The sequence below is a fragment of the Nocardia paucivorans NBRC 100373 genome (assembly GCF_000308675.1).
GTDB lineage: Bacteria > Actinomycetota > Actinomycetes > Mycobacteriales > Mycobacteriaceae > Nocardia > Nocardia paucivorans.
This window is the reverse complement of record NZ_BAGE01000060.1, coordinates 111,517-131,695: the sequence shown is the minus strand read 5'-3', so window position 1 is coordinate 131,695 and position 20,179 is coordinate 111,517. Positions and strand designations below refer to the sequence as shown.

Below are 20,179 nucleotides of genomic sequence, written 5' to 3'. Positions count from 1 at the left end.
TGGCTCACGCGGCTTACGTGCCAACTCCCAGCTAGAGAACGGTTGTAGCCGTAGTGGGCGGGCTTGCGGGGAATTAACCGCTATTCGGGTCCGATTTCCTTGTTTCGGGGTATGTGAATTGCTATTCTGCCGACATCGCCCGTCAGTGACGTCGGACACTCCGACGGCGGAGCAGCGGGAGCCGAGAGGAGTTCGTGGTATGACCAGCGCAGTTCAGGCGCTCGACGAGCCGATGAGATCACGGCGCAATCACTGGAACAATCAGATTGCCACTCATGCGCTGATGCGCCCCGATGCCGTAGCGCTACGGTTCCGTGGTCAGGACACCACCTGGAAGCAGTTGCACGATCGGTCGCTGAAGTTCGCCGACGCGCTCGCTCGGCGCGGTGTCGAGTTCGGGGATCGAGTGCTCATCCTGGCGCTCAACTACCCCGAATATCTGGAGGCCGTTTTCGGTATCAACGCCCTCGGCGCCATCGCGGTCCCGGTCAACTTCCGGCTCACTCCGCCCGAGGTCGCCTATATCGTCGCCGACAGCGGGGCCAAGGCCATTGTCACCGATACGGTGTTGCAGCCGCTGGCCACCGGCGTCCAGGCGCAGGCGCCCACACTGGAGTCCTGCTTCGTGATCGGGGGCAGTAGCGGTGACGGCGTTATCGGCTTCGACGACGCGCTCGCCGAGGAAGGCGAGCCGCATACGCCGCTGGATATTCCCGAGGACACCCCGGCACTCATCATGTATACGTCGGGTACCACCGGAAGTCCCAAAGGTGCCATCCTCACCTACAACAATCTGAACGCCCAATCGCTCACCTGTATCCGGGCGTTGTCGATGGAACCCGACTCCATCGGTTTCTGCACATCCCCGCTGTTCCATATCGCCGGTATCGGCAGTCTGGCGCCGGCGTTCATGCTGGGCGCCAAGACCGTGCTGCACCCGCTGGGCGCCTTCAATGCCACCGAGTTCCTGGACGCGGTGGAAGCCGAGCAGGCCACCAGCGCGTTCTGCGTGCCCGCCCAATGGCAGCTCATCTGCGACGAGCCGACCGTGAAACAGCGCAAACTGGCGCTGAAGGCATTGAGCTGGGGTGCCGCCCCCGCCTCGGACACCGTGCTGAAGGCGATGGCCGACTGCTTTCCGAACGCGTTCAATGTCGCGGTGTTCGGGCAGACCGAGATGTCGCCGATCACCTGTGTGTTGGAGGGCAAGGACGCCATCCGCAAGCTCGGTTCCGTGGGCAAGGTGATCCCGACCATCCAGGCCCGGATCGTCGACGACGAGATGAACGATGTGCCGCCCGGCGAGGTCGGTGAAATCGTCTATCGCGGACCGACTCTCATGCAGGGCTACTGGAACAAGCCCGAGGCGACCGCGGAGGCCTTCGCCGGTGGCTGGTTCCATTCCGGCGATCTGGTCCGCCAGGACGAAGAGGGGTTCATCTATGTGGTGGACCGTAAGAAGGACATGATCATCTCCGGCGGGGAGAACATCTACTGCGCCGAAGTGGAGAACGTCCTCTTCGCGCACCCCAAGATCCGAGAAGCGGCGGTGATCGGTCGGCCGCACGAGAAATGGGGCGAGGTGCCGGTGGCGGTGGTCGCGCTCAACGACCCGAACGACACGCTCTCCCTGGAGGAGCTGGAGCCGTTCCTCAATGAGAACCTGGCCCGGTACAAGCACCCCAAAGACCTGGTGCTGGTGGCCGAGCTGCCGCGCAATGCCAGCGGCAAGGTAGTGAAAGTGGAGCTGCGCAAGGAATTCCGCAGCCCTACGGCATAGCGCCACGGTAGGAAACCACACCCGTGGTTTCACGTGAATCACCGGCGATGGGGCGGGTGACCCCTCGGTCCACCCGCCCCATCGCCGGTGTGCGCATATCCGCCTGATTTCCCGGGCCGACCGGCGAGGTCAGATCATGTTCTTTTCCGTCAACCGACGCATGACCTGCCAACCGCAGAACACCGGGATCCAGCAGGTGAGCACTCGATACAGCAGCACCGACGGCACCGCCACCTCCGCGGGTAGACCGAAAGCCGCCAGACCACCGATCAGCGCCGCCTCCACCGCGCCCACACCACCGGGGGTCGGGGCGGCCGAGGCCAGGGTGCCGCCGATCATGGTGACGATGGTGACGGTGACGAAATTGGCGCCCCCACCGAAAGCCTGCACACTTGCCCACAGGGCCAGCGCCTGACCGAGGGTCAGCGCGGCACAGCCGAATACGATGATGGCGCAGCGTTTCGGGTCGCGGGCCAGTCCGGCCAGTTCGCCCACCACCTCCTGCACCTGCGGCCGAACCGAATACTTCAGCCAACGCCGCAGTTTCGGCACGAACATGAAGGTGCCGGCGATACCCACCCCCACCCCGACGATCAGATAGATAACGGTGGGAGCGGGCACGAAATGCGAGAGATCCGTACTCGTACCCGCCGCGACGCTGAACAGCACCAGCAGTCCGATATGGGTGCTCACCTGCACCGCCTGCTGCAATGCCACGGCCGCGCTCGCTCGCACCGCGCCGACGCCGCCCTTCTGCAGGAAGCGGACACTCAACGCCAGACCGCCCACCCGCGCGGGTGTGGTGGTGGCGGCGAAGGTATTGGCGATCTGCATGACCACCAGCGGTACGAACCGCACCTGACCGGAGACACAGGCCCACAGGGCGGCCGCGGTGCCGAGGTAGGTCAACGACGACAGTGCCAGCCCGGCCAGGGCCCACCACCAGTTGGCGGTCCGCAGTTGGCTGAAGAAGGTCGGCACCGCGCTGATGAAGGGGTAGGCGACATAGACCAGACCGATCAGCAGAGCGAGCTGGATGAGGTTGTTCCGGTTGAATCGGGTGATCTGCTCGGCCTCGATCCGGTCCTGTCCGGTCTGCTCGCGGACCTCTTCGCGCGCGGCCGAGACCACGGCCTTCCAGTCGGGGATGCATTTGCGGATGCCGGCGGGCATCGCGGATTTGGTCAACCGGCGGGAAGCGGTGAGTACCGGCTCCTCACCGAGGGTCGTGATAGCGGCGCGCACCGCCGGTTCCCGCCCGTAAACCGCCGTGGTCGTGACCAGCAACTGGGCGATATCCGACTGGAGTTGCGCATCCGAGGCGCCCAGTTCGGCGGTGTTGAAGCCGCTGAACCGGATGGACCCGGTGGCGGTGCGGTGGATTTCGGTCGGCCACAGCTCACCGTGCGAGATCTGTCGTTCTCGCAGCTCGCGCAGCGCGCGCCAGATTTGGGCCGGGGCGTCCGAATCGTCGGTGTCGAATCCGATCTGTTTGCCCTCGGGCAGGGTGTGCGCGTACAGCATCCACCCGCGGGCCAGCGCCGACACCGCCACCGGCCGGTATGCGGCCAGGTCGAGATCCCCGAGCGCGAGTGTCATCAGGGCGCGATGTTCGACGGCGCGGTGCATGGAACCGTGCAGTGGCGCCGTCTCGCTGGAGCGGAAGGTCAGTAGTCGCCACAGCTGACGCACCGCGCTGTGGCTGCGCTGGTTCTTGCCGTACAGCTTCACCAGCAGGGCGCGTTCGGGTCCGGTGACATCGGCCGACAGGACGAGCGGTCCCGGTCCGGCCGGTCGCACCACCGTGAACCGAGTGACGGTGTATCCCCGACGGGCCAGGAGTCGCACCGCGGCCTCCAATGGCACCTCCAGTGCGGGCGTGCCGACGGCGAGCACGATCACCGCGCCGACCAACCAGCCCACCGCCAGCCCGAACATCGCCCGGGCGGGGACCACCGTGCTGACCACCAAGTGCATCGGCGCGAAGGCCAGCAGCAGAAACCACATCCAACGTCGCGGTTTGACCGGCAGCCACGGGCTGGACACGGTGAGCACCGCCGCCAACATGGCGATCCAGCGGGGGTCGTCCAGGAACTGTTGGAGGAACGTTTTATCGGGCAGGGTCTCCGGTAGCTGGAGATGCCACTGCGGTGCGGACAGGCCGGTGGGGGTGATGGACAGCAGCAGGACCGTGGCCAGGCCGGCCGCGGCATAGCCGGCGAGCAGTTTCCACTGGCGGCCCAGAATCAGTTCGATCAGGATGGCGAACGGCAGGATCAGAATGGTGATGCCGTAGAGCAGATAGACCAGATTGGCCTGGTCGGGGTTGAGAATCCCGACAATATTGGAGACCGATCGTTCCAGCGCCAGCCACTCCGGCCGGGTTATGAGCGACCCGGCGATCACCACCCCCACGCCGATCGCAGCGAAAACGACCCTAAGGATATCGCTGGTGCGCCGGGTCGGAGGCTGCAGCAGGCTGCCCGTTACGGGAATGTCCCGCCCATCGACTCGCATGTCGTATCGGTGCCTTCGGATCGAGGTCCAGCTGTGTCGGCTGCCTCGTTCGCTCACTCGTCGAGAATATCCAGGCTGCCGAGCGGGACGATACACACCGGCCTGTCCGTTCGGGTCGGTCCGATCAGTGCTGGGGCGTCGCGAAGGGCTCGTCGGGCGCTTCACCGCCGTTGCCATAGGCTCGAACGGCGTCGAGGTATTCGCTGATCGCGTCACGGTTGCGCTCCAGACAGCGGATGCGGTCGGTCATCCGGTCGCGTTCGCGTTCGAGCGTCGCGAGCATTTCCGGTGTGGCGTCCGGAAAGTAGATGGTGCGGGGTTTGTCCAGGCAGGGCAGTATCTGTTTGATGATCCGGGTGGGTAGGCCGGCATCGAGGAGGCCGCGGATCTGGAGGACGCGATCCACGAAGCGTTCGTCATAGTCGCGGTAGCCGTTCCGGCAGCGCCGCGCGAGGATCAGGCCCTGCTCCTCGTAATACCGCAACAGCCGCCGGGATGTGCCGGTGCGCTCGGCCAATTCTCCGATCCGCATATGATCGATATCACTCCATCGTGGTTGACCTTCACATCAATGTGAAGGTTTGAGGATAACCGCATGGACAACGAAATCTTCGACTACAGCCCCATCGTCGACCGCACGCCGATCCACTGGCCCGGCAATGCCCGGGTGGCCTTCTATGTCGGACTCAATATCGAGCACTTCCACCTCGACCGATCCGCCACCAGTATCTACCCCGGCACCGCCGACCTCGTCCCGGATCCGTTGAACTACGGCTGGCGTGATTATGGCGCGCGCGTGGGTTTCTGGCGAGTGCTGGAAATATTGGACCGACACGGTATTCGGGCCAGCGCGCTGCTCAATTCCGAGGTGGTCGAGCACTATCCGCAGATCGTGGAAGCCGGTCGGCAACGAAATTGGGCCTGGTTGGCGCATGGCAGCACCAATTCGATTCTGCACACCGACCTGTTGGTCGACGAAGAACGCGTGGTGCTCGCCGATGTGATCGATACCATCGAACGTGGCACCGGCACCCGGCCTCGGGGCTGGATGGGGCCCGCCCTCACCGAAACACCCCACACCCCGCAACTGCTCGCCGAACTCGGGCTGAACTATGTGCTGGACTGGACCAACGACGACCAGCCCTATCCGCTGCGGGTTCCCGGAATGCTCAGCGTGCCGTACTCGGTCGAGTTGAACGACATCAGCATGTTCGTCGGCGCCCGGATGACCGGACCGGATTTCGTACGCGTGCTGACCGACCAGCTCGACCAACTCTTCGACGAATCGGAGCGAAGCGGGCGGGTGATGGCATTGGCGCTGCATCCCTTCGTCATCGGACAGGCGTTCCGCGCCAAATACCTGGACCGGGCCCTCGAATACGTGGTCGATCATCCGGGGGTATGGCTGACCACCAGCGACGAGATCGCCGAACACTACGCGCGTGAGACCGGTCTCGACACCGGTGTGGCCGACGCCTCCGCGCATTCGTGAAGCGACGGATTGCGACAATCGGCGGGTGAGTCGTGATCTGCGCATCTGCTTTGTCGGAGATTCGTTCGTGGCCGGAGTCGGCGACCCCACCGCACTCGGCCGGACCGGTCGTCTCACGGCACACGCCGCCGCCGCGGGACAGGCGCCGACCGGCTACAACCTCGGTGTCCGCCGTCGGACCTCCACGAATATCGCCGCCCGTTGGCAGGATGAATGCACGGTGCGGCTCCCCGCCGGAACCGACGCCCGGGTGGTGTTCTCGTTCGGGTGAACGACACCATGGTCGAAAACGACCGGCCGAGAGTGGACCCGGGCACCTCGATCGCCAATCTCATCGATTTTCTCGCTACCGCCCGGGACCTCGGCTGGTCGGTGCTGGTGGTCGCCCCGCCACCGGTCGACGATCCCGCCCACAATCTCTGTACCGCGGAACTGGACGAACGCTTCGCCGAGGTCTGCGCGGACGCTCGGGTTTCGTACGCCGCGACCCACCGATCGCTCGCCGCCGACGAGACGTGGTGTGCCGAGGTGCGTGCGGGCGACGGCGCGCATCCCACGGCTCAGGGATACGAGGTCTTCGCGGATGCGGTTCTGCCGGTATGGCGGGAGTGGCTGGGTTACTGACCGGTGCAGATCGTCCGATCATATTGTGATTCCAGCTATCTACCGGCAGTTTTGCGAATAGACTGTCTGGGACGTAAACCCTGCAGAGAGGTGCAGTGATGGGGTCCCGCACGGTGGTCGCCGAGGTTGCCGATGAGTTGGCCCGCCGGGTGGCTGCCGGGGAGTACCGACCGGGCCGATTGATGCCGTCGGTTCGTCAGGTGGCCGAAGAATTCGAGATGAACCGTGCCACCGCGCAGCTCACTCTCGGACGGCTGGAATCCTATGGGTTCGTGGAGGCCCGGCGCGGCAAGGGGTTCACCATCCGCGATGTGCGGGAATCCGGCGGACTGGACGTGTACCGGCATCTGTTCCGGTTCTCGATCCCCACGCCCGAGGTCGCGATCGAGATGTTCCGCGATATCGTCGAGGTCGAACGCGGAATCGTCATGGACGCGTTGCTGTCGTATACCGGCGCCGCGCATATCGAATCCTCCGGCGTCATCGATCCGGCGCTGCTGAAGGTCGAGATAGATCTGCTGGACGAGCTGGCCCGCCAAGAGTCGCCGGACCACGCGAGCATACTGTCCATCGAGATCGGCCTCGTCCGAACCCTGCTCACCGCCTTGGGCTCCACCATGCAGCGGGCCATCCTGAACTCGATCGGCGAAATGGTGCTGGAGGTGCCGCAGGCGGTGGAGGCGTTTTTCGCCGTCACCGCCGACCTGCATGTGTTGGTGTGGCGAGCGTTGTTGGCGGTGTGGGAATCCGGCTCGGGGCCGTCGGAGACACAGGCGGCGCTGTTCGAGGATCTGTTCCGGGCGTACCACGACAAGGTGGTCACCCGTTTCGCGGAACTGGTGGGCGGCGGTAGCGGAACGGGCGAGGAGCTGCCCGTCGGTATCTGACCCGCCGGGACCACTCATGGCGGCGGCAACTCGTGGCGACGCTGTCCGAGTGGGGTTGCCTATACCCCGTCGGGGTGGGGGCGCTGTGCGGCCAATTGTGCTTCCAGTTCCTGGATGCGTTGTTTCAGTGGTTCGGTGAGGGCGCGCACTTCATCCGTGGTGAACCGGGGGGTGATGAGTTTCGGACAGTTCCAGTCGAAGGCCACGACCTCGACGGTCATGATGCCTTCGAGTTTGCCGTCGATTCCGGCCAGTTCGAGCGCTTCGGGATCCGGGTCGGGGTCGAATCGTGCGTGTCCGAGTAGTTTGAGCCGCTTGCGGTTCGGATAGTCGACCGCGATCATCGCGACCCGGTCGTCGCGGTCGAGGTGGCCGGCGGTGATGTACTGCCGGTTGCCGGTGCGTTCGGCCCACAGCAATCGGGTCGGTCCGAGCACCTTGACGAAGCCTGCCGGCCCGCCCCGGTGCTGGACGTATGGCCAGCCGTTGTGTCCGGTCGAAGCCAGATAGAAACTGTCACGCCGCGAGAGGAACTCGGCTTCCGCCGCGCCCAAACCCTCGGGCACGGGCACGGCGGAAAGCGCATGTTCGTAGCGGTCGAATGAGCCTCGACGGCGTTGGTGCGCCCGCTCATCCGGCCCGAACGTCAGAGAGAAGAAGTGACGCATGGTCAGAACGACAGGATGGAGTATCCGTTGTCGACGAGGGTGCGCAGGCCGGCCACACCGGAGGTTCCGGGAAGCGGGTTGTCCTTGATCAGGTCGATGCCGCTGGCCTCCACGCCTGCCCTGCTCCCGAAGATATCGGAGCATCCGCACGATGCGCCGGCGACGGTGTGGCGCACCGCCTGGTAGACGTCGTATGCGGGATGGTCGGGCGCGTTCAGCAGCTCGGGCCAGCGGGTGCCCGCACCGTGGAACTGCACGCGGACCTCGTCACCGGCCTGATCGAAGTCGTAGGCGGCCGCGAGTGCGTTGAACAGGCGACCGAGCGCTTCGTCGCCCCCGTTCGGGTCGCTCATCACGACCACGGCGGTTTTGGTTTCGGCTTCTCGGGTCATTCTCTTTCCTTTCGTCCAGCCGGTCGATCCGGTGCCACCCTCTGAGAACGATCGTTCTCGAGCGCTTTCGATAGTCTAGGGAACGATGGTTCTCAAGGCAAGGGAGGCCGCTGTGCAGGATGAAACGGATGCACTACGGGTGCTTGCCGCCGCCGACCGTTTGTTCAACGACCGGGGAGTGCAGGCGGTGGGGATGGATGCCATCCGCGATGCTGCGAATGTGCCGCTGAAGCGGCTCTATCGAAACTTCCCCTCGAAGGCGGACCTGGTGCACGCGGTGTTGGAGCGGCGCGACTGTGACGTGCGGGCGGCGATCGCGCGGTTCGTCGACACTCATGCGCGCACGCCCCGGGAGCGGGTGCTCGCCGTGTTCGACTTCCTGTTCGAGTGGTTCGCCGAACCTGGTTTCCGGGGCTGCCTGTTCATCAACACGGTCGGAGAATTGGGGGGCACCTCCGACGATGTCACCCGGATAGCCAGGCAGCACAAGTATGCGGTGCGTGACTACCTGGCCGATCTCGTCGCCGACTGTGCCGTTCCGACGGCATTGGCCGACCAGCTGCTGATTCTCGCCAACGGCGCGATGGTTACCGCTGCCATGCACGACGACCCCGAGGCCGCGCGTCGGGCTCGTGACGCCGCCGAGGTGCTCCTGTCGGCAGCCGAGCGTCACGGCGGATAGGTGTTACCGAGCCGGCGTTGCCAGTGCACCCCTGGACAGGAAAACGACCGTTCTCTAAGCTCTGCGCGAGAATGATCGTTCTCATGGCTTCGAGGAGGTTTCCGTATGAGTGCGCGACCGCCGTTCCCGCCGTTCGACGAGGAGACGGCACTGCAGAAGGTGCAGGCTGCCGAGGATGCGTGGAACACGCGCGATCCGGAACGGGTCGCGCTCGCATACACCGAGGATTCCGTGTGGCGCAATCGCGATCGTTTCGTCACCGGTCGCGCCGAGATCGTGGAGTTTCTGCGGCAGAAGTGGGAACGCGAGCTGGACTACGCCCTTCGCAAGGAACTGTGGGGATTCCGCGGCAACCGGATCGCGGTGCGTTTCCAGTACGAATGCCGCGATCGTGCGGGACAGTGGTGGCGCAGTTACGGCAACGAACTGTGGGAGTTCACCGACGAGGGACTCATGTCACGCCGCGAGGCGAGTATCAACGATCTGCCGATCGAAATCGGTGAACGGCGCATCTTCGGCCCGCGCCCCGTCGGTGAACGCGGAGTGCTGCTGCCTATCCGGTGAGCCGACACAACGGGCGCGTACCTTTGATGCACCGCCTCGATTGCCCGCCAGGGCACGACGCTGGAATATACCGCCGCCGAGTGGGACGCCTTCATGAAAGGCATCGCGGATGAGCAGTTCACGCGGTGCTGACGCTCGGCTCCCGAAAGCCGGCCCGGCCGGATCGCGGGCCCGAAGCGATCGCCGAGGACTCACCATGGGCCGGTGACGCCCGGGACACGAGTACGATATCGGCCGCCCGATCATGCGCCGCTGCCATGTGAGCGGGGCTTCCGAAAAGTCGCGAAAAATTTCGGCAGCGGATGTCGAGAACATCGTGACGGCTCCGTCCCAGGGGTGACGACCAACCAGGGTCGCGAGTTCTGAAGGGAGAACGCCATGGCCAAGTACCTGCTCCTCAAGCACTACCGGGGTGCCCCGGCGGCCGTCAACGATGTGCCGATGGATCGGTGGACGCCCGATGAGATCGAGGCGCATATCCGGTACATGAACGATTTCGCGGCCCGCCTGGAGCGTAGCGGCGAATTCGTCGACGCCCAGGCCTTGGCCCCGGAGGGCGTCTGGGTTCGCCACGACGGCGAGGGCAAACCGCCCGTCACCGATGGTCCGTTCGCGGAGACCAAGGATCTGATCGCGGGTTGGATGGTTATCGACGTCGACTCCTACGAGCGCGCTGTCGAGTTGGCCGGTGAATTGTCCGCGGCCCCCGGGGCGGGTGGCAAACCGATCCACGAGTGGCTCGAGGTGCGGCCGTTTCTGACCGCGCCGCCGACCGTCACCGAATGAGGGGTGCCGATGTGCTGGACGAGGGCCGGCTGCGGGACCTGATCCCGGGGGTTCTGGCGGCTCTCGTCCGGCGCGGGGCGGACTTCGCGACCGCCGAGGACGCTGTCCAGGACGCCTTGGTCCGTGCGCTCGAGACGTGGCCGGGACGGTACCCGGACGACCCCAAGGGCTGGTTGATCACTACGGCGTGGCGGCGCTTCGTCGATCTCACCCGAGCCGATACCGCGCGGCGCCGCCGCGAGTTGCGGATCGTCGAGGAGCCGCCGCCCGGCCCGACCGTCTCCGTGGACGACACACTGCGGCTCTACTTCTTGTGCGCACACCCGAGCCTGAGTTCCAATTCGGCCGTCGCCCTGACCTTGCGGGCCGTCGGCGGTCTGACCACCCGGCAGATCGCGCAGGCATATCTGGTGCCCGAGGCGACCATGGCCCAACGGATCAGCCGGGCCAAACGCACCGTGAGCGCTATCGGATTCGATCGTCCCGGGGAGCTGCGCACCGTGCTCCGGGTGCTGTATCTGGTGTTCAACGAGGGGTACAGCGGTGATGTGGACCTTGCCGCGGAGGCCATTCGGTTGGCCCGGCAGTTGGCCGCGATCGGTGACGACCCGGAGGTCGCGGGGCTGTTGGCGCTGTTTCTGCTGCACCACGCCAGACGTCCCGCTCGGATGCGCGCCGACGGCAGCCTGGTGCCCTTGGCCGAGCAGGATCGTGGCCTGTGGCGGCACGACCTGATCGCCGAGGGGGTAGCCGTGCTCCAGGCCGCGCTGGCCCGCGACCGGCTCGGCGAGTATCAGGCCCAGGCCGCGATCGCCGCCCTGCACGCCGATGCCCGGACGGCCGAGGAAACCGACTGGGTGCAGATCGTGGAGTGGTACGACGAGCTGGTCCGACTCACCGACAGCCCGATAGTGCGACTCAATCGCGCCGTCGCCGTCGGTGAGGCGGACGGACCGCGTGCGGGGTTGGCCGCGCTGGCCGAACTCGATCCGAAGCTCCCCCGATACACCGCGTCGTCCGCCTACCTGCACGAGCGCGCCGGTGATATCGCCACGGCGGCGCGGCTCTATGTCGAGGCCGCCGCGCAGGCGCACAATCTCGCCGAACGCAATCACCTCACACTCCGGGCGGCCACCCTCCGGCAACGCCTCTCGGGTACGGGCGGGTGAGCGCCCCGGGATCCCGAGGCGTTTCCCGTTTCGGTGGGACGCCCGGATATGAGGTGTCGGCTCCTACTTCGAGCCGGAGGTTATTGCGATTCGGCGTGGTTTGGCCTTCTCGGCCTTCGGGATCCGGACGTGCAGCACCCCGTCGCTCAGGGAGGCCTCGACCTTGTCCGTATTGATGTTCTGCGGCAGGGTCACCCGGTAGTCGAAGTGTCCGGTGTGCCGGGCCCGTTGCCGGACCTCCTTGCCGTCGGTCTCATCCTTCATATCCCCGTGGATGTGCAGTTCCTGACCCGCCACGTCGACGTTCACATTCTCGCGGGGAACGCCCGGCAGTTCGGCGTCCACCTGGTAGTCGTTCTCGGTTTCCGACAGATCTGCCAGAGGCACCCAGCTGCCGGTCATGGGCTCGACGATGCGGTTGAAGTACTCGTCCATCCACCGGCCGAACCTGCCGGGCAGGTCGTCGAGTTCGCGGAACGGATCCCATCGGTTCATATCGAAGGCGGAACGGCGAGCAGGCAGTGTCATAGCATGCTTCCTTCCTGACGATGTGAGGTTCACGCGGCGGGCCGAGCCCCGCCATCGCCGACGTTCCCCCTATTGCGCGCGTCAAACGCGGCCGAGGGGCGGTGTGCCACCGGTGAATCGGGGGCGGGAGGCGGCCGGTGAGGCGTGGATGGGGCAGTCGCTGCCGTGGTGACGTCGGTATGGACCGCGCCGAGTCGCTTACCGCATTCACGGTGGCCGTGCGCGTACCTTCATCGATATGCCCGCTACCGAACCGTTACCCGCCATACCGCTGGAGTCGTGGCGTCCCGCAAAGGAGACCCTGCACCGGTTCACCCAAATCATCGGCAAGGTCGCCTTGGCGAAGGGAATCCGGCGCAACCATTGGTGGCATATGACCTTTCGGCTCACCGCCCGCGGCTGGACCACGCGACCGTTGGGCAATGCCCGCGGCGGTCCGGTGTTCACCTGCGCGTTCGATGTGTTCGACGAGGTCTTGCGGATCGCGACCACCCGGGGCGAGCAGGTGGAGGTGGGTCTGGTCGGACAGTCGGTCGGCTCGTTCTACCGCGAGGTGATGGCCGCCTTGACCGGCCTCGGCATCGAGGTCACCCTGCCTCACCCGTATCCGTTCGATCTGCCCGACGCCGACCGGCCGTTCGCCCAGGACACCGAACACGCCCATTACGACCCCGATCAGGTGCGGCACGCTTTCACCGTGCTCGGCCGGGTGGGATTGATCCTGGAGGAGTTCAGCGCCGAATACTCCGGCAAGATCAGCCCGGTGCACTTCTTCTGGCACACCTTCGACCTGGCCGTGCAGCGCTTCTCCGATCGCATGATCGATATGCCGCCCCACGTGGATCCGGTGACCCGGGAGGCCTATTCGCGCGAAATGATCAGCGCCGGATTCTGGTTCGGCGATGACAAGGTGCCCGCACCCACGTTCTATTCGTATACCGCGCCCGAACCGGAGGGGCTCGCGCGGCGGCCGTTGCGCCCCGAGGGCGCGCACTGGGTGGAATCGGGGTCGGCGCATTCCGCCTATTACCCCTATGACGAGGCACGACGCACCCCGGACCCGGTCGAATCCGTGCTGGAGTTCTTCCGGAGCGCCTATGCGCACGGTTCGGACCTGGCGGGTTGGGATGTCGGCGCGCTGGCCTGCCCGGGCGGTATCACCGACCCGGTTCTGGGTGCACCGGCCATCTGACGGCCACTCGCCAGGGTGCGCGATCCGCCGCGATCGGGTCGGCGCCGGTGACGCGGTGGTCACCGGCGCCGACCGTGCTCAGGCGTTGCCGTTGAGTTTGTTCAACCGCTCACAGGCCTCCACGTACTCCTCGATGAGTCGGTTGACCACATCGGCGGAGCGTTCCACCTTGGTCATCATGCCCACGACCTGGCCGACCGGGTTGAAGTTCACGTCCTTGGCGGCTTCCGGGTAGCGGTGGCCGCGCTTCACGCCGTCCAGGGCCACCATCATCTGCAATGGCATGGGCAGCGGATCGGGGGTGTCCGGACGCTCCCACGCCTCGGTCCAGTCGTTGCGCAGCATGCGGGCGGGCTTGCCGGTCCAGGCCCGCGAGCGGACGGTGTCGTGGCTGGTGGCGTCGATATAGGTCTGCATCTGGGCCGGCGGGACGTTCGCCTCTTCGACGGTCAGCCAGATCGATCCGGTCCATGCGCCCGCGGCACCCATCGCCATTGCCGCCGCGACCTGGCGGCCGTCGGCGATACCGCCCGCGGCCAGCACCGGCAGATCGCCGACCGCGTCGATCACCTGCGGCCACAACACCATGGAGGAGACCTCACCGCAGTGCCCGCCGCCCTCGGTGCCCTGGCAGACCACGAAGTCCAGGCCGGCCGCCTTGTGGTTGAGCGCGTGTTTCACCGAACCACACAGCGCGCCGATCAACCGGCCCGAGTCCTGGACCTGCTTGACCACATCCTCCGGCGGGGTGCCCAACGCATTGGCTACCAGCTTGGCCTTCGGATGCTTCAGGATCACCTCGACCTGAGGGCCCGCAGTGGTGGCGGTCCAACCGAGCAGTTTCGGGTGCACCTCGTCGGCCGGCAGTTCCGGCACCCCATGGTCGGCGAGCAGTTTGGCCGCGAACTCGCGGTGTCCGTCCGGGACATGTTTGGCCAGTTCGGCTTCGAGCTGTTCCGGGCTCAGTCCCTCGATGCCCTTGCCCTCGTACTTGGACGGGATCACCAGGTCCACGCCATAGGGGCGGTCGCCCACGTGCTCGTCCAGCCAGGCCAGCTCGACCTCGAGCTGTTCGGCGGTGAACCCCACCGCGCCGAGCACGCCGAGGCCGCCGGCATTGCTGACCGCGGCCGCCACATCGCGGCAGTGAGTGAAGGCGAAGATGGGGAACTCGATCCCCAGCCGATCGCAGATTTCGGTACGCATGGCGGTGGTGCTCTCCCTATGACTGGAACGAGTTGCATAATTGCCGCGCGACAGGCCTTGCGGCCGTCGCCACCCGTGTGCTCGAATGCGCCGAATACCGCATGTATCGGCCGTGGGGTGGGACGGCGTCGCCGAGCCGCGCCGGTGTCATATCTTGAATGTAACACGTTCTAGTTTTATTGGGGGGGCCGGTTTATCGTCCGCGCCGCCCGACCGGCCGGCGGTCAGCCGGTCGGCACCGGCTCCGCGAGCCGGCGCGGCACGTGATCGCGGAGGGGCCGCCGACGCAGGGGCGCCCGCAGGAAGACGAAGAACAACACCACCAGCAGGGTGGCTCGACCCCACACCCCGAACCGCACCACCGCCTCCATCACCTCGACCGAATGTCCGGTGCCGAGTGCGTGGAAATAGCGGAACACCCCCACCCCGATGGCGATATCGGCCACCAGATACGAACCGATCACCGACCACGGCACCTCGAGCAGAATCACGAAGGGCAGTAACCACAGCGTGTACTGCGGTGAATGCACCTTGTGGAACAACAGGAATCCACACAGCATCGCCCCGCTGACCCCGAGCCACGGATAGACCCCCGATTCGGTGTAGCGCGACCACCCCAGCCCCAGTGCCGTCGCGAACGCCGCCAACACCAGGATCGGCGAGACGATCGACACCGTGCTCTGCACCGGCCAGGACCCCACCGCGTCCACGCCGAACACCTGCCGCAACCCCCAGTACCAGATCGAGTTGGTGGTGATATCGGCCTGTCGTTGCCGCTGGAACTCGATGGACGCGCGCCAACCGTCGTACCCACCCACCGCGAACGGCAGATTGACCAACAGCACCGTCCCCACCGCGACGGCACCGGTCGCCAACGTGCCGCGGATATCGAATCGACGGTTGGATATCGCGGAAGAGGTCGCGGTCCGCGCAGCCGGGCGGACCGCGGCCTTCGCTCTGCTCTCGTCGAGGTCCGCGCGCCGGGATTCGTCTCCGCCGGTGAACACGTACAGCATCAGCGGGAGCACGAAGATCGCGGGATACAGCTTGAGACAGAAACCCACCCCCAGTAGGGCGGCGGCCTGCATGGCGCGGGTGCGCAGCGACAGCCGGGGCAGCATCACCATGACGTAGACCGCCCCCACCATGGTGCACACCACGGGTAGCTCCCAGTTGTGGAAGGCGTAGAGCACCAGCGGCGGACCGGCCGCCCACAGCAGTGCGGCCCGCCCGGCCAGCCGCACCAGCATCCAGGCGATGAGCAGCGCGAACGGCGCCAAAAGCAGCGCCGAGTACCAGAGGAACTGCGCGTCGTTGTCGGCTCGCAGCGCGCCCAGCCACATCAACAGGCCGCTGAGCACCGGATACTCCACCGCCCCACCGACCAGGGCGCCGTCCGGGGTGATCCCGCCGTGTATATAGGGGAAGACATGCCGGTCGATATCGCGGCCGATCCACAGGAACTGAATATCGGAATAGCAGACCGACGAATCCTTGACCAGGTCGAACCGTGTGCTGCGGCCGTCCGGGAAGAACGGTGTGCCGGCGCAGCGCGCCTTGTTCAGGAAGGCCACCATCACGGTGAGCCCACACAACAGCAGGACCGCCGCCGTGGCCATGGTGCGGTTCACGCGACCGGCAGCGAGCGCGAGGGCTGCGGGTCGATGGGGCATGTTCCAACCCTAGGCCGCCGAGCCGGCCGATGCTCGATCATGATCGGCGCCGTCGGTGGGCGGGTGGGCCGCCCGTCGAATGGATCGATTTCGCAGCTCGGCGCCCGCTCGGGTACTCTTGCCCGGTTGCTGACGCGACGACCTCCTGCCACGGACCGTCCGTGGCCGTTCTCAGCCCGTAGGAGGTGAATGGTTCGTGCGTCATTACGAAGTGATGGTCATCCTCGATCCGAACCTGGACGAGCGCACCGTCGGACCGTCTCTGGACAATATGCTCAGCGTGATTCGCGAAGACGGCGGCAAGATCGACAAGGTCGACATCTGGGGCCGCAAGCGTCTCGCCTACGAGATCCGCAAGCACGCCGAGGGTATCTACGCGGTGATCGACCTGACCGCCGAGCCCGCCACGGTGAACGAACTCGATCGCCAGTTGGGGCTCAACGAGTCGGTGCTGCGCACCAAGGTTCTGCGCCAAGAAAAGTAGTTCGCGCGCTACCACTGTTCGCGTCGGTGCCTGTCTCTAGGCTCTAACGCAACAGGCGAGTGCACCGGACTGCACACCGAGCAGGAGGAACCCATGGCAGCAGGCGACACGGTCATCACCGTCATCGGCAATTTGACGGCGGACCCCGAGCTTCGATACACATCCGCGGGACAGGCGGTGGCGAGTTTCACCGTCGCTTCCACCCCTCGGATTTTCGACCGTAATACCAATGAATGGAAAGACGGCGAAGCGCTGTTCCTGCGCTGCAACGTCTGGCGCGAGGCCGCGGAGAACGTGGCCGAGAGCCTGACCCGGGGTGCCCGTGTGATCGTCAACGGCCGGCTGCGTCAGCGCTCCTTCGAAACCCGCGAGGGCGAGAAGCGCACCGTGGTCGAGCTGGAGGTCGACGAGGTCGGTCCCTCGCTGCGGTACGCCACGGCCAAGGTCAACAAGACCAGCCGCGGCGGTGGCGGTGGGTTCGGCTCCGGCGGTGGTGGCAACTACAACGCAGGTAGTGGCGGTCGTTCCGGCCAGCAGGGTGCCTCGGACGACCCGTGGGGCAGTGCGCCCACGGCAGGCTCCTTCGCGGGCGGCCGCATGGATGACGAACCGCCGTTCTAGAGGACGGCCCACTCGAGGTCCGTGATGACGGGCCACCAAGAATACGGAGTGAAATACGATGGCCAAGGCACCTGCGCGCGAAAAGGTGCTCAAGAAGAAGGCTTGCGTTTTCTGCAAAGAAAGCAAGTCCGGACTCGTCAAGATCGATTACAAGGACACGCCGCTGCTGCGTAAGTACGTCAGCGAGCGTGGCAAGATTCGTGCCCGCCGGGTGACCGGCAACTGTGTGCAGCACCAGCGTGATATCGCGATCGCCGTGAAGAACTCACGCGAGATGGCGCTGCTGCCCTACGTTTCGACGGCGCGCTGAGAAAGGATCGGTCAATCCCATGAAGCTCATTCTGACTGCTGATGTGGACAACCTCGGCGCGCCCGGTGACACGGTCGAGGTCAAGGATGGTTACGGCCGCAACTACCTGCTGCCGCGTGGCCTGGCGATTGTCGCCACTCGGGGCGCGCAGAAGCAGGTCGAGGGAATCCGGCGGGCCCAGGAGGCCCGGCGGGTGCGCGACCTCGACCACGCCAACGAGCTGAAGCAGGCCATCGAGGGCCTGGAGTCGGTCTCGCTGGCGGTGAAGACCGCCGGTACGGGCAAGCTGTTCGGCTCGGTGACCCAGTCCGATGTGGCCGCCGCCATCAAGTCGGCGGGCGGGCCGGTGCTGGACAAGCGCAGCATCGAACTGCCGAAGACACACATCAAGTCCACGGGCAAGCACCAGGTGAACATCCACCTGCACCCGGATGTCGTCGCCCGGTTGACTGTCGAGGTCGTCGCCGCAAGCTGAGCGGCGGACGTCCATCTCGAATTCGAACGGTTCGCACCGGGGCCATCCCTTGTGATACGCGAGGATGGACCCCGGTGCCCCGCTCGTGTCGAGCGGGGTTAACCGTCCATTAGCCATAGCCTTTCCGTATAGCGCGGCGGTCGAAGATCCGGTGTGGCTTGTCTGCGCGCCCACCGGTTTATCCACAGGTGTGAGCCCTGTGGATCATTGCCGAATCCGACCGTTTGTAATGTGATCCAGTTCATATTCGAGCCATGATGTGTTAACCCAACACGCCCGGATGCGCAACTGGCCCGACACGCCGGGGCTTGGTTTATCCACACCTGTGTGCAATAGAAAAAGGGGAACTAGCTGCGACTTTGTCGCAGCCTGTCTTTGTTCTCCCCAAGTTTTCCACAGGGGGTGCACAAGGTTTGGTTAACAATCCACACGTTATCCACAGATCTGTGCACAGGTGGGTTTGGCATGTGGATGGTGGGTCGCTTAGGTTCATCGCAGCACCCTCCGGACGCCGCTCGAAGCATTGCGTTCGCGGCGGTGACGGGGCGATAGCCGGCCCTTCTCGTCGACCCTCCGGTCGATGGCGGTCGGCACCATGAGCCCGCGGGTACCGACGCGCCGAACCTGTCGTACCCGGGGAGTAGAACGAGACGGCAACGGGGAGTCCGGTCGGGACAGAGAGGACGGTCGAGTCCAGTGGCAGTCGTCGATGACCGTGGACACGCGGACTATCCGCCGGAGCCGCCCGGTGAGGATTTCGGACGCCAGCCCCCGCACGATATGGCGGCCGAACAGTCGGTGCTCGGCGGCATGCTGCTCAGCAAGGACGCCATCGCCGATGTCGTGGAGGTACTGCGCCCCGGCGATTTCTACCGTCCCGCCCATCAGTCCATCTACGACACCATCCTCGACCTCTACAGTCGCGGCGAACCCGCCGACCCCGTCACCGTCGCCGCGGGCCTGGACCGCCGCGGCGAGCTCAAGCGCATCGGTGGCGCCCCCTACCTGGTCACCCTCACCCAGACCGTCCCCACCGCGGCCAACGCGGGCTACTACGCCGAAATCGTCGCCGAAAAGGCCATCCTGCGCCGACTGGTCGAGGCCGGCACCCGCATCGTGCAGTACGGCTACGCCGGCGCCGAAGGGCAGGACGTCGCCGAGGTCGTCGATCGGGCCCAGGCCGAGGTCTACGAGGTCACCGAACGCCGCACCGCCGAGGACTTCCTTCCCCTGGAGGAGCTCTTACAGCCCACGATGGATGAAATCGACTCCATCGCCAGCCGCGGCGGCATCTCCCTCGGCGTCCCCACCGGGTTCACCGAACTCGACGAGGTCACCAACGGTCTGCACCCGGGGCAGATGATCATCGTCGCCGCCCGGCCCGGTGTCGGTAAATCCACCCTCGGGATGGATTTCATGCGCAGCGCGTCGATCAAACACGGATTGGCCAGCGTGATCTTCTCGCTGGAAATGAGCCGGACCGAGATCGTCATGCGTCTGCTCTCGGCGGAGGCGAAGATCAAGCTCGGTGATATGCGGTCCGGGCGGATGAGCGATGACGACTGGACCAAACTGGCCCGCCGGATGAGCGAGATCAGCGAAGCGCCGCTGTTCGTCGACGATTCGCCGAACCTCACCATGATGGAGATCCGAGCCAAGGCGCGGCGGCTCAAACAGCGTCACGATCTGAGGCTCATCGTGGTCGACTATTTGCAGCTGATGACGTCCGGGAAAAAGGTGGAATCTCGGCAGCAGGAAGTTTCCGAATTCTCGCGGAGCCTGAAATTGCTCGCCAAGGAATTGGAAGTCCCGGTGGTCGCCATCAGTCAGCTCAACCGCGGACCGGAACAGCGGACCGATAAACGGCCACAGGTCTCCGACCTGCGCGAGTCAGGTTCGCTCGAACAAGATGCGGATATGGTAATCCTTTTGCATCGGCCCGACGCATTCGAGCGTGACGATCCACGTGGTGGTGAGGCGGATTTGATTCTCGGCAAGCATCGAAACGGCCCCACCGCGACCATTACCGTAGCGCATCAACTGCATTTGTCACGGTTCGTGGATATGGCGCGAGGCTGAGCGAGCGGAGGCCAACCGGTATATTTCGCGATTCTTGCCGATCACTACCG

At 65.4% G+C, this 20,179-nt stretch carries 22 protein-coding genes; 15 read left to right on the top strand and 7 right to left on the bottom strand.

What is annotated here, in order from left to right:
* Window positions 1-199: 199 nt before the first annotated feature.
* Window positions 200-1,780 (top strand): fatty-acid--CoA ligase FadD5, encoded by a 1,581-nt coding sequence (fadD5, locus tag ON32_RS23020; protein ID WP_040793063.1) that lies wholly within the window; start codon window positions 200-202, stop codon window positions 1,778-1,780.
* Window positions 1,781-1,909: 129 nt separating this feature from the next.
* Here fadD5 and ON32_RS23015 read toward each other — a convergent pair whose 3' ends face one another.
* A complete protein-coding gene (locus ON32_RS23015) occupies window positions 1,910-4,297 on the bottom strand; it encodes a lysylphosphatidylglycerol synthase transmembrane domain-containing protein (RefSeq protein WP_040793062.1) in 2,388 nt (795 codons plus the stop codon).
* A gap of 124 nt (window positions 4,298-4,421) precedes the next feature.
* A complete protein-coding gene (locus ON32_RS23010) occupies window positions 4,422-4,829 on the bottom strand; it encodes a MerR family transcriptional regulator (RefSeq protein ID WP_040793061.1) in 408 nt (135 codons plus the stop codon).
* A 63-nt stretch (window positions 4,830-4,892) separates the two neighbouring features.
* Between ON32_RS23010 and ON32_RS23005 the strand changes: the two genes are divergently transcribed.
* From ON32_RS23005 to ON32_RS22995, 4 genes are all read left to right on the top strand, one after another.
* Entirely contained in the window at window positions 4,893-5,789 is an 897-nt protein-coding gene (locus ON32_RS23005; RefSeq protein ID WP_040793060.1) for a polysaccharide deacetylase family protein, read from the top strand.
* Between the two features lie 25 nt (window positions 5,790-5,814).
* Window positions 5,815-6,060 (top strand): SGNH/GDSL hydrolase family protein, encoded by a 246-nt coding sequence (locus tag ON32_RS29710; protein WP_217998094.1) that lies wholly within the window; start codon window positions 5,815-5,817, stop codon window positions 6,058-6,060.
* A gap of 8 nt (window positions 6,061-6,068) precedes the next feature.
* Window positions 6,069-6,413 (top strand): GDSL-type esterase/lipase family protein, encoded by a 345-nt coding sequence (locus ON32_RS29705; RefSeq protein ID WP_217998093.1) that lies wholly within the window; start codon window positions 6,069-6,071, stop codon window positions 6,411-6,413.
* 98 nt (window positions 6,414-6,511) lie between these two features.
* Window positions 6,512-7,300: a GntR family transcriptional regulator gene (locus tag ON32_RS22995; RefSeq protein ID WP_040793059.1), complete on the top strand. Its 789-nt coding sequence runs from the start codon at window positions 6,512-6,514 to the stop codon at window positions 7,298-7,300.
* Window positions 7,301-7,359: 59 nt separating this feature from the next.
* On the opposite strand, the gene ON32_RS22990 is transcribed toward ON32_RS22995, so the two are convergent.
* Both ON32_RS22990 and ON32_RS22985 read right to left on the bottom strand, forming a co-directional pair.
* Window positions 7,360-7,872, bottom strand: a complete 513-nt coding sequence (locus ON32_RS22990; protein ID WP_217998092.1) for a pyridoxamine 5'-phosphate oxidase family protein — start codon at window positions 7,870-7,872, stop codon at window positions 7,360-7,362.
* Between the two features lie 98 nt (window positions 7,873-7,970).
* Window positions 7,971-8,360 (bottom strand): hypothetical protein, encoded by a 390-nt coding sequence (locus ON32_RS22985; RefSeq protein WP_040793057.1) that lies wholly within the window; start codon window positions 8,358-8,360, stop codon window positions 7,971-7,973.
* A gap of 112 nt (window positions 8,361-8,472) precedes the next feature.
* On the opposite strand from ON32_RS22985, the gene ON32_RS22980 reads away from it, so the two are divergent.
* The 4 genes from ON32_RS22980 (at window position 8,473) to ON32_RS22965 (ending at window position 11,561) form a co-directional block, all read left to right on the top strand.
* Window positions 8,473-9,042, top strand: coding sequence for a TetR/AcrR family transcriptional regulator (locus ON32_RS22980; protein WP_040793136.1), 570 nt, complete (start codon window positions 8,473-8,475; stop codon window positions 9,040-9,042).
* Window positions 9,043-9,147: 105 nt separating this feature from the next.
* Window positions 9,148-9,606: a nuclear transport factor 2 family protein gene (locus ON32_RS22975; RefSeq protein WP_040793056.1), complete on the top strand. Its 459-nt coding sequence runs from the start codon at window positions 9,148-9,150 to the stop codon at window positions 9,604-9,606.
* Between the two features lie 378 nt (window positions 9,607-9,984).
* A complete protein-coding gene (locus tag ON32_RS22970) occupies window positions 9,985-10,392 on the top strand; it encodes a YciI family protein (RefSeq protein WP_040793055.1) in 408 nt (135 codons plus the stop codon).
* Entirely contained in the window at window positions 10,389-11,561 is a 1,173-nt protein-coding gene (locus tag ON32_RS22965; protein WP_040793054.1) for an RNA polymerase sigma factor, read from the top strand. The genes ON32_RS22970 and ON32_RS22965 overlap by 4 nt, the downstream gene beginning before the upstream one ends.
* A gap of 63 nt (window positions 11,562-11,624) precedes the next feature.
* On the opposite strand, the gene ON32_RS22960 is transcribed toward ON32_RS22965, so the two are convergent.
* Window positions 11,625-12,089, bottom strand: a complete 465-nt coding sequence (locus tag ON32_RS22960; RefSeq protein WP_040793053.1) for an Hsp20/alpha crystallin family protein — start codon at window positions 12,087-12,089, stop codon at window positions 11,625-11,627.
* Window positions 12,090-12,327: 238 nt separating this feature from the next.
* On the opposite strand from ON32_RS22960, the gene ON32_RS22955 reads away from it, so the two are divergent.
* A complete protein-coding gene (locus tag ON32_RS22955) occupies window positions 12,328-13,281 on the top strand; it encodes a DUF5996 family protein (protein ID WP_040793052.1) in 954 nt (317 codons plus the stop codon).
* A gap of 78 nt (window positions 13,282-13,359) precedes the next feature.
* Here ON32_RS22955 and ON32_RS22950 read toward each other — a convergent pair whose 3' ends face one another.
* Both ON32_RS22950 and ON32_RS22945 read right to left on the bottom strand, forming a co-directional pair.
* Window positions 13,360-14,487, bottom strand: coding sequence for an NAD(P)H-dependent flavin oxidoreductase (locus ON32_RS22950; RefSeq protein WP_040793051.1), 1,128 nt, complete (start codon window positions 14,485-14,487; stop codon window positions 13,360-13,362).
* Window positions 14,488-14,711: 224 nt separating this feature from the next.
* Window positions 14,712-16,160 (bottom strand): glycosyltransferase family protein, encoded by a 1,449-nt coding sequence (locus ON32_RS22945; RefSeq protein ID WP_083874730.1) that lies wholly within the window; start codon window positions 16,158-16,160, stop codon window positions 14,712-14,714.
* A gap of 196 nt (window positions 16,161-16,356) precedes the next feature.
* On the opposite strand from ON32_RS22945, the gene rpsF reads away from it, so the two are divergent.
* The 5 genes from rpsF to dnaB all read left to right on the top strand — a co-directional run bounded on the left by rpsF (window position 16,357) and on the right by dnaB (window position 20,129).
* On the top strand, window positions 16,357-16,644 hold the full coding sequence (gene rpsF, locus ON32_RS22940; RefSeq protein WP_040793050.1) for a 30S ribosomal protein S6: 288 nt from the start codon (window positions 16,357-16,359) through the stop codon (window positions 16,642-16,644).
* A 93-nt stretch (window positions 16,645-16,737) separates the two neighbouring features.
* Window positions 16,738-17,265 carry a single-stranded DNA-binding protein gene (locus ON32_RS22935; protein WP_040793049.1) on the top strand — a complete coding sequence of 176 codons (528 nt, stop codon included), beginning with the start codon at window positions 16,738-16,740 and terminating at the stop codon, window positions 17,263-17,265.
* Between the two features lie 58 nt (window positions 17,266-17,323).
* The gene (gene rpsR / locus ON32_RS22930) at window positions 17,324-17,575 is read left to right on the top strand and encodes a 30S ribosomal protein S18 (RefSeq protein ID WP_040793048.1); all 252 of its coding nucleotides are present in this window, start codon (window positions 17,324-17,326) and stop codon (window positions 17,573-17,575) included.
* Between the two features lie 19 nt (window positions 17,576-17,594).
* Window positions 17,595-18,050, top strand: coding sequence for a 50S ribosomal protein L9 (gene rplI, locus ON32_RS22925; RefSeq protein ID WP_040793047.1), 456 nt, complete (start codon window positions 17,595-17,597; stop codon window positions 18,048-18,050).
* A gap of 696 nt (window positions 18,051-18,746) precedes the next feature.
* Complete coding sequence (dnaB, locus tag ON32_RS22920) at window positions 18,747-20,129, top strand: replicative DNA helicase (protein WP_040793046.1); 1,383 nt, start codon at window positions 18,747-18,749, stop codon at window positions 20,127-20,129.
* The last annotated feature ends 50 nt before the right edge of the window (window positions 20,130-20,179 follow it).